General features: G+C 72.4%; 8 protein-coding genes. 4 read left to right on the top strand and 4 right to left on the bottom strand.

All coding sequences use genetic code 11. From position 1 onward, the window contains the following. The first annotated feature begins 662 nt into the window (after positions 1-662). The 3 genes from ACWCSD_RS07100 (at position 663) to ACWCSD_RS07090 (ending at position 3,805) form a co-directional block, all read left to right on the top strand. Positions 663-2,102: an MFS transporter gene (locus ACWCSD_RS07100; protein WP_387678559.1), complete on the top strand. Its 1,440-nt coding sequence runs from the start codon at positions 663-665 to the stop codon at positions 2,100-2,102. Positions 2,103-2,134: 32 nt separating this feature from the next. Then, positions 2,135-2,623, top strand: coding sequence for a universal stress protein (locus tag ACWCSD_RS07095; protein ID WP_352356013.1), 489 nt, complete (start codon positions 2,135-2,137; stop codon positions 2,621-2,623). A 234-nt stretch (positions 2,624-2,857) separates the two neighbouring features. Next, positions 2,858-3,805, top strand: a complete 948-nt coding sequence (locus ACWCSD_RS07090) for an NlpC/P60 family protein (RefSeq protein ID WP_449913495.1) — start codon at positions 2,858-2,860, stop codon at positions 3,803-3,805. Positions 3,806-3,914: 109 nt separating this feature from the next. On the opposite strand, the gene ACWCSD_RS07085 is transcribed toward ACWCSD_RS07090, so the two are convergent. The 4 genes from ACWCSD_RS07085 to ACWCSD_RS07070 are packed head-to-tail and all read right to left on the bottom strand — an operon-like array spanning position 3,915 to position 7,674. Then, positions 3,915-6,155: a heavy metal translocating P-type ATPase gene (locus tag ACWCSD_RS07085; protein ID WP_397161894.1), complete on the bottom strand. Its 2,241-nt coding sequence runs from the start codon at positions 6,153-6,155 to the stop codon at positions 3,915-3,917. Positions 6,156-6,183: 28 nt separating this feature from the next. Further along, positions 6,184-7,161: a hypothetical protein gene (locus ACWCSD_RS07080; protein ID WP_449913494.1), complete on the bottom strand. Its 978-nt coding sequence runs from the start codon at positions 7,159-7,161 to the stop codon at positions 6,184-6,186. After that, positions 7,158-7,370, bottom strand: a complete 213-nt coding sequence (locus ACWCSD_RS07075; protein ID WP_358301136.1) for a heavy-metal-associated domain-containing protein — start codon at positions 7,368-7,370, stop codon at positions 7,158-7,160. The genes ACWCSD_RS07080 and ACWCSD_RS07075 overlap by 4 nt, the downstream gene beginning before the upstream one ends. A gap of 22 nt (positions 7,371-7,392) precedes the next feature. Then, entirely contained in the window at positions 7,393-7,674 is a 282-nt protein-coding gene (locus tag ACWCSD_RS07070; protein WP_352356023.1) for a metal-sensitive transcriptional regulator, read from the bottom strand. A gap of 115 nt (positions 7,675-7,789) precedes the next feature. Here ACWCSD_RS07070 and ACWCSD_RS07065 point away from each other — a divergent pair, with 115 nt between their 5' ends. After that, positions 7,790-8,371 (top strand): HD domain-containing protein, encoded by a 582-nt coding sequence (locus ACWCSD_RS07065; protein ID WP_397161896.1) that lies wholly within the window; start codon positions 7,790-7,792, stop codon positions 8,369-8,371. Positions 8,372-8,413 lie beyond the last annotated feature (42 nt).

Below are 8,413 nucleotides of genomic sequence, written 5' to 3'. Positions count from 1 at the left end.
AGGGTGCGAGGGCCGGGGTGCGAGGGCCGGGGTGCGAGGGCCGGGGTGCGAGGGCCGGGGTGCGAGGGCCGGGGTGCGAGGGCCGGGGTGCGAGGGCCGGGGTGCGAGGGTGAGGTATGGAGGCGCGGCCCGGCCCGCATACCCAGTCCTCTTACGCGTGGCGCATACCCCCGCCCCGCATACCGCGCGCCCCATCCCCATACCCCAGCCCCCCACCCATCCCGCAGATCGCCGCCTGACCCGCGCCCCCGGCCCCCTACACGTGCCGCATACCCCCGCCCGGCACATCTCCCGGCCCACCGCCACCCCCGCCCTCCGACGCACCCCGCACGCCCTCGCCCCCGACACGTCCCGCACACCCAGCCCCGCGCATGTGTCACTTGCGCGTCCCTGCCCCGTGACACATCACCCCCCGACGCCCCGCCATAGGCCGCCGGAGCTGCGGGAATGTCGTCGTCGCGCGGTCGCCCTTCCGCATCGCCGGCGCACGTGGGCCCGCCGTCAGGCAGTGCCGCCCGGACGGTCTCCGGCGCGCGGACTTGACAGATACCCCCCCGGTGTATGTATGTTCATCGCCAGATACCCCCTACCGGTATTTCCGGGGAACCCAAAAGACCCGCCCGCATCCCCACCGGGGTACGGCGTAGCGCTGGAGAATGCTCATGTCCGCACCATCCCCCCGGCGATGGACCGCCCTGGCCCTGATCGCCACGGCCCAGTTCATCGTCATCATGGACACGTCGATCATCGGCGTGGCCCTCCCCCGCATCCAGGAAGACCTCGGCTTCTCGCAGGAGAACCTGTCGTGGGTCTTCAACGCCTACGTCGTCGCCTTCGGCGGGCTCCTGCTGCTCGGCGGCCGGCTCTCGGACCTGTTCGGCGCACGCAAGCTGTTCGGCGCCGGCTGGCTCATCCTGCTCGCCGGCTCGCTCGTCGCCGGCATCGCCCCCGAGGTGTGGGTCGAGCTCACCGGACGTGCCGTCCAGGGCGTCGGCGCGGCCCTGATCGCCCCGTCCGCGCTGACCCTGCTGATGATGCTGTTCGGCCACGACCCCAAGGAGCTCACCAAGGCCCTCGCCCTGTACGGCGCGGCCGCCCCGGCGGGCGGCACCGCGGGCGTGTTCCTCGGCGGCGTCATCACCGAGTACCTGAGCTGGCCCTGGGTCTTCTACATCAACATCCCGATCGCGCTCGTCGCGCTCTTCGCCACCCGTCCGCTGATGCCCGCCGGTCAGTCCCAGCGCGGCTCCATCGACATCCTCGGCGCGCTGACCGTCACCGCCGGGCTGGGCGCGGCCGTCTACGCCATCGTCCGGGCGCCCGAGGTCGGCTGGGGCTCCGCCCAGACCTGGGGCGTGCTGGCCGCCGCGATCGCGCTGCTCATCGCCTTCCTGGCGATCCAGGCCCGCCGCCGCGAGCCGCTGATGAGGCTGTCGATCTTCCGTACGCCGAACCTCGCCGCCGCCAACCTGACCCAGCTCCTGCTCGGCGGGGCCTGGATCCCGATGTGGTTCTTCCTGAACCTCTACCTGCAGCAGGTCCTCGGCTACAGCGCCTTCCCCAGCGGCGCGGCCCTGGTGCCGATGACCGTCCTCATCATGCTCGGCATGATCGTCCTGGCGCCGCGCGCCATCAACCGGTTCGGCCCCAAGGCCGTCACGGTGGCGGGCCTGGTCCTGCTCGCGGTCGGGATGGGCTGGCTGTCGCTGATCAGCCCCGAGGGCAGCTTCGCGGTCGACGTCCTGCCCGCCAGCCTGGTGGCCGCGCTCGGCATGTCGCTGGCCTTCATCCCCTCGCTCGGCACCGCCATCTCCTCGGCCCGTCCCGAGGAGGGCGGCCTGGCCTCCGGCATCGTCAACACCAGCTACCAGGTCGGCTCGGCCCTCGGGCTGGCCGCCATGACGGCCGTCGCCGCCGCCAACGGCGCCGCCCAGCTCGGGAACCTGCCCGCGCTGACCGACGGCTTCTCCTCGGCCTTCGTGGGAGCCGCCGGGATCGCGGTCGCCGGCGCCCTGATCGCCGCGCTGACGCTCCGCTCGCGGGGCGCCGCACCCGCCGAGGCCGCCGACACCGCCGAGACCACCGCCGCCACCCGCGGCTGACCTCGACGCTCACAGCTCCGAAGGAGATCCTCATGTCCATCCTCATCGCCTACGACGGTTCACCCGACGCCCGCCACGCCGTCGAGGAGGCCGCCCGGCTGTTCCCCGGCGCGTCCGCGGTGGTGCTGTACGCCCGTCAGCCCCTGGAGAGCCTCGCCGCCCACCTCGAAGGGCATCCCGCCCTGGAGGACCTGCGGGACATCGACGCCAGGACCATGGACGCCTCGGAACGGCTGGCCGCCGAGGGCGCCGACCTCGCCCGCTCCCTCGGGCTGCGGGCCGAGCCGCGGGTCGCCTCGGTCCCGGAGGAGGTCGTCGCCGCCGCCATCGTCGACGCCGCCGAGGAGGTCGACGCCTCGCTGATCGTCCTGGGCTCGCGCGGCCGGCAGGGGCTGCGGGCGCTGCTGTCGGGCAGCACGTCCACCCACGTCATGCACGCCACCGCGCGCCCCACGCTGATCGTCCCGTCCAAGCCGCTGGCCGACGCCCGTCGCGCCGCCGAGCACCGCGCGGCCCGCTGAGATCGTCGAGAGACGCCCGGCTCCCATCGGGAGCCGGGCGTTTCGGCGTTCCGGTGAACGCGCCGGACCTGGCGTGCGTATCCCCACACGAGCCGGAACGACGGCCTGTTACGCCGGATAGTACGGGCGAAATGCCAACAAGCAGGGCGACCTTCGGTACTATTCCGCCTCAGGCATGGAGGCGTACGAGGAGGCATCGTAGTGGTCGTGGCGACGAGGCTGGGGCGAGCGGCAGTGGCCGTGACACTTGCGGCGGTCGCGGCGGTCTCCATCCCGGGCGTCGCCTCGGCCGATCCGTCGCCCGCCAAGGCCAAGGCCAGGCTGGTGAAGCTGAACGAGCGGGCCGACGAGGTGGTCGAGCAGTACAACCAGGCGACCGAGGCGCACAAGAAGGCCAAGCAGAAGTACGACGCGCTCAACGCCGAGGTCGCGAGCAAGAACGCCCAGGCGGACGGGTTACGCAAAGACCTCGTCTCGGCGGTGGTCAGCGACTACCAGTCGGGCCCGCTCACGACCTGGGGCCGCTTCGTCGCCGACGGCACCCCCGACGAGGTGCTGAGCGGCATGGCCGCCCTGGAGCAGATCTCCCGGGCCAGAGCGGCGAAACTGGCGGCGTTCCAGGCCACCACCAAGGACCTGCGCGCCCGGCGCGACGAGGCCCGGACCGTCCTGGCCGAGGCCGACGCGGCGCGCGACAAGGTGCGGGCGGAGAAGGCGAAGGTCGACAAGCTGGTCAAGGCGCAGACGAAGCTCCTGCGCAGGCTGGGCGCCTTCCGGGCGGGCGATCCGAACAGCGCCGGCATCAGGTACACCGGCTCGGCCTCCGGAAACGCCCGCCTGGCGTTGCAGTTCGCCTTCGCCCAGGTCGGCAAGCCCTACCAGTACGGCGCCGAGGGCCCGAGCTCCTACGACTGCTCCGGCCTCACCCAGGCCGCCTGGCGCACCGCGGGCGTCGAGCTGCCCCGCACCACCTGGACGCAATGGGCCTGGGGCGCGAGCAGACGCGTCTCGCTCGACGCGTTGCAGCCCGGCGACCTGCTCTTCAGCAAGGGGCTCGGCCACATGGGCATGTACGCCGGCAACGGGAAGATGGTCCACGCGCCCCAGACCGGTGACGTCGTCAAGGTGGTCGACCTCGACGACTACTGGCGCACCCGGCTGCTCGGCGCGGTCCGCCCCTGACCGGCCCGGCGAGCGGGGTGAGCAGGGGTGCTCCGGCTGTGCACGGGCCGGGTACGCGAAAGGGGCTCCGGGCGTCGTGCCCGGAGCCCTCTTCACTTGAGGCCGTTGTTCACTTGAAGCGGCGTAGCCGGAGGCTGTTGCTGACCACGAACACGCTGGAGAAGGCCATCGCGGCCCCCGCGATCATCGGGTTGAGCAGGCCGAGCGCGGCCAGCGGCAGGGCGGCCACGTTGTAGGCGAACGCCCAGAACAGGTTGCCCTTGATGGTGCCGAGCGTCCGGCGGGAGAGCCTGATCGCGTCGGCGGCCACCCGCAGGTCACCGCGGACCAGGGTCAGGTCGGACGCCTCGATGGCGGCGTCCGTGCCGGTGCCCATGGCCAGGCCCAGGTCGGCCTGGGCGAGCGCGGCCGCGTCGTTGACGCCGTCGCCGACCATCGCCACGACCTTGCCCTCGCCCTGGAGCTCCTTGACCACGTCCACCTTGTCGGCGGGCAGCACCTCGGCGATCACCTCGTCGATGCCGACCTCGGCGGCCACCGTCCTCGCCACGGCCTCGTTGTCTCCGGTCAGCAGGACCGGGGTGAGACCGAGCGCCCGGAGCTGCTGGATGGCCTCCTTGCTGGTGGGCTTGATCACGTCGGCGACCACCAGCACCGCGCGGGCCTTGCCGTCCCAGCCGACCGCGACGGCGGTCCGGCCGCCCGCCTGGGCGGCGTGCAGAGCGCGTTCCAGGTCGGACGGCAGGTGCTGGGACCACTCCTCCAGCAGCCTCGGCCGGCCCACCAGGACCGCGTGCCCCTCGACGACGCCCTGGACGCCGAGACCCTCGACGTTCGCGAAGTCCTCGGGGGTGGGCAGGTCGCCGACGCGGGCGGCGGCGCCCTTGGCGATGGCCTGGGCGATCGGGTGCTCGGAGGCGTGCTCCAGAGCGCCCGCCAGGCGCAGCACCTCGGCCTCGTCCTCGCCCTCGGCCAGGTGCACGCCGGTGAGCGTCATCCGGCCCTCGGTGACGGTGCCCGTCTTGTCGAGCACCACCGTGTCGATGCGGCGGGTGGACTCCAGCACTTCGGGGCCCTTGATCAGGATGCCGAGCTGCGCGCCCCGGCCGGTGCCGACCAGCAGCGCCGTCGGGGTGGCCAGGCCGAGCGCGCACGGGCAGGCGATGATCAGCACGGCCACCGCGGCGGTGAAGGCCGCGCCGACGCCGTCGCCGGTGCCGAGCCAGAAGCCCAGCGTGCCGAGAGCCAGCGCGATCACGATCGGGACGAAGATGCCCGACACGCGGTCGGCCAGCCGCTGCACCTGCGCCTTGCCCGTCTGGGCGTCCTCGACCAGCTTGGCCATCTGGGCGAGCTGCGTGTCGGCACCGACCCGGGTGGCGCGGACGACCAGCCGGCCGCCCGCGTTCACGGTCGCGCCGGTGACCGTGTCGCCGGGACGCACCTCGACGGGCACCGACTCGCCGGTCAGCATCGAGGCGTCGACCGCGGAGGTGCCCTCCTCGATCACGCCGTCCGTGGCGATCTTCTCGCCGGGCCGCACGACGAACAGGTCGCCCACGGCCAGCCGGTCGCTGGGGATGCGGGTCTCCACGCCGTCGCGCAGCACCGCGACGTCCTTGGCGCCCAGTTCCAGCAGGGCGCGCAGGGCGGCGCCCGCCCGGCGCTTGGAGCGGGCCTCGAAGTAGCGGCCGGCCAGGATGAACGCCGTCACCCCCGCCGCGGCCTCCAGGTAGATGTTGCCCGACCCGTCGGTGCGCTCGATCGTGAACGCGAAGGGGTGGGTCATGCCCGGGGTGCCGGCCGTGCCGAAGAACAGCGCCCACAGCGACCAGCCGAGCGCGGCGATGGTGCCGACCGAGATCAGCGTGTCCATCGTGGCGGCGCCGTGGCGCAGGTTCGTCCAGGCGGCCTTGTGGAACGGCCAGCCGGCGTAGACGACGACCGGCGCGGTGAGCACCAGCGACATCCACTGCCAGTTGGTGAACTGCAACGGCGGGATCATCGCCATCGCGATCACCGGCACCGCCAGCACCACCGAGGTGATCAACCGGCTGCGCAGCGGGCGCAGCTCGTCCTCCGGCTCCCGCTCGCCCGGCTCGCCCTCGGAGCGGGGCGGCGCGGGCAGCGCGGCGGTGTAGCCGGCCGCCTCCACCTGGGCGATCAGCTGCTGCGGATCGACGCCTTCGGGGAAGGTGACCTTCGCCTTCTCGGTGGCGTAGTTGACCGTGGCGGTCACGCCGTCCATCTTGTTGAGCTTGCGCTCGATGCGGTTGGCGCACGAGGCGCAGGTCATGCCGCCGATCGAGAGTTCGACCGCGTTCTGCCGGTCATCGGTGACAGAGGTCATCACCGTTCCCCTTTCCCAGTGGCTTTTCTCAGTGGCTGTGGTTGCCGTGCCCGGCGGGCGTCGCCGACGCGTCGGGGGTGGCGGGCCGCGGCCCGGCCGCAAGCGTGAAGTCGGCGGTACGGACCTCGCCCTCGTGCTGGAAGTCCAGGAACAGGCGGTAGTCGCCGCCGCTCGGCACCTCGGCGTAGAAGACGATCTCGGGCCCCGGCTGCGTCCTGCCGTCGCCCGGCTCGCCGTCGGGGTGGACGTGCAGGTAGGCCAGGTCACGGCCGCGGAGGGCGACCAGGTGGCCGAAGGCGCCGAGGTAGGGCTGCAGGTCGGTGACCGGCTTGCCGTCCTTGCTGACCTTGAGGGTGAGCTTGCTGGCCTGGCCGGGCGTCAGGTCGCCGTCGAGGGTGACCTCGTAGCCGTCGACCTTGGAGGTGCGGCCGGTCTCCGGCAGCGGCTTGGGCTGGTAGTCGCCCGCCACGGCCAGGTCGGCGCCCAGCGTCAGGGCCGCGCCGCCGGTCGGCGCGAAATCGGCGAAGGCCCGGTAGCCGCCCGCCTCGGGGAAGGTGACCTTGACCGACCAGATGCCGTCGGCCGACATCTCCGGGTGGACGTGCTGGAAGCTGCCCAGGTCGCGGGAGACCACGATGAAGTGCAGCTTCTTGTCGTGCTGGACCTGGTAGTCGGTGACCGGGCGGCCGTCGGGGCCGGTCACGGAGAAGCGGAAGTCGGCCGGCTCGCCGGGCTTGAGCGACGTGGTGAGCGGGTTGAGGGTGTAACCGTTCTCGGACACTTGGAGCCCCCCGGGGGTATCGTTCTTCTTCGTCGTCGTCGGCTGCTGGGCTGTGTGCTGGTTGTGGCCCGCGCTCTGCGCGGTCTCCACGGGGGCCGTCATGGCGCTGTGGTCGGCGGCGGGAGCGGCCCCGACCGGGCCCACGACCTTGCCGGCGCCCAGGGCCCCGCCGAAGACGACGGCCAGCCCCAGGGCGTAGGAGCCGAGCTTGGCTGCGGTGTTCACGACTGGTTCGCCACTTCGTACCCGGCCTCCTCGACGGCGGCGACGATCTTCGCCGCGTCGATCGGGCTGTCACTCTCGACGGTCAGCAGGCCGGAGGCCAGATCGACCTCGACGCCGGTCACCCCGGCGACCTCGCCGACCTCCTCCTTGACCGAACTGACGCAGTGGCCGCAGGTCATGCCCTTGACGGTGTAGGTGGTGGTGCTCATATCGGTCTCTCCCTCAATCCGGTCAGGAACGAACAAGTCTGGCGATGGCGTCGGAGGCTTCCTTGACCTTGGCCTCGGCCTCCGGGCCGCCCTTCGCGGTGGCCTCGGCGACGCAGTGGGCCAGGTGGTCCTCCAGCAACGACAGGGAGAACGACTTCAAGGCGCTGGTCGCGGCCGACACCTGGGTCAGGATGTCGATGCAGTACTTGTCGTCCTCGACCATCCGCTGCAGGCCGCGGACCTGCCCCTCGATGCGGCGCAACCGCATCCCTTGGTCCTGCTTGCCACTGCCGTGTCCAGCCATGTCAGCCCTCCCTCGGCTCGTTGCCGTTGAAGACACTATACCCCCCTATGGTATTCAGAAGGCAAGTGGCGGCCCCTGCCGACGAGATCCGGCGGCCGGATGAAAGGCTGAAGGCATGTTCCCGGAGACTCCCGCCGCCGCCGCGGCGCTGTCGGTGGCCGGTCGTCACTGCTCGCCCGCGCTGCTCAACCACTGCGTGCGCGCCTACCTGTGGGGAGCGATGTACGGCGCGGCCCACGGCATCGCCTTCGACGACGAGCTCTACTACGTCTCGGCGCTGCTCCACGACATGGGGCTGACCGAGCCCTTCGACAGCCACCGGCTGCCGTTCGAGGAGGCGGGCGGGCAGCTCGCCTGGGTGTTCGGCACGGCGGCCGGCTGGCCGGCCGAGCGCGCCGAGCGGGCCGCCGAGATCATCAGGCTGCACATGCGCGCCGACGTGTCCGCCGCCGACGACCCGGAGTCCCACCTGCTGCAGGTCGCCACGAGCTGGGACGTGGTCGGGCGGCGGCCCGAGGAGTTCGCGCCGGACGCGCGGGCGGAGCTGCTCGCCCGCCATCCCAGACTGGGCTTCGGCGCCGAGTTCCTGGCCTGCTTCGAGGACCAGGCCAGGCGCAAGCCGGACAGCGCCGCCGCGGCGTCGGTCCGGAACGACGTCGCGGGGCGGATCGCCGCCAACCCGCTGGACGGCGCCTGACCCGAGCCCCGGCGACTGATCCCAGCCCCGGCGGCTGACCCG

It is taken from the genome of Nonomuraea sp. NPDC001684, assembly GCF_053596515.1.
This window is presented reverse-complemented; position numbering and strand designations above follow the sequence as displayed.

Coding starts and splice junctions, on each gene's coding strand:
- ACWCSD_RS07085 (WP_397161894.1), bottom strand. CDS start 6,155: ATGACCTCTGTCACCGATGACCGGCAGAACGCGGTCGAACTCTCGATC.
- ACWCSD_RS07095 (WP_352356013.1), top strand. CDS start 2,135: ATGTCCATCCTCATCGCCTACGACGGTTCACCCGACGCCCGCCACGCC.
- ACWCSD_RS07065 (WP_397161896.1), top strand. CDS start 7,790: ATGTTCCCGGAGACTCCCGCCGCCGCCGCGGCGCTGTCGGTGGCCGGT.
- ACWCSD_RS07100 (WP_387678559.1), top strand. CDS start 663: ATGTCCGCACCATCCCCCCGGCGATGGACCGCCCTGGCCCTGATCGCC.
- ACWCSD_RS07075 (WP_358301136.1), bottom strand. CDS start 7,370: ATGAGCACCACCACCTACACCGTCAAGGGCATGACCTGCGGCCACTGC.
- ACWCSD_RS07070 (WP_352356023.1), bottom strand. CDS start 7,674: ATGGCTGGACACGGCAGTGGCAAGCAGGACCAAGGGATGCGGTTGCGC.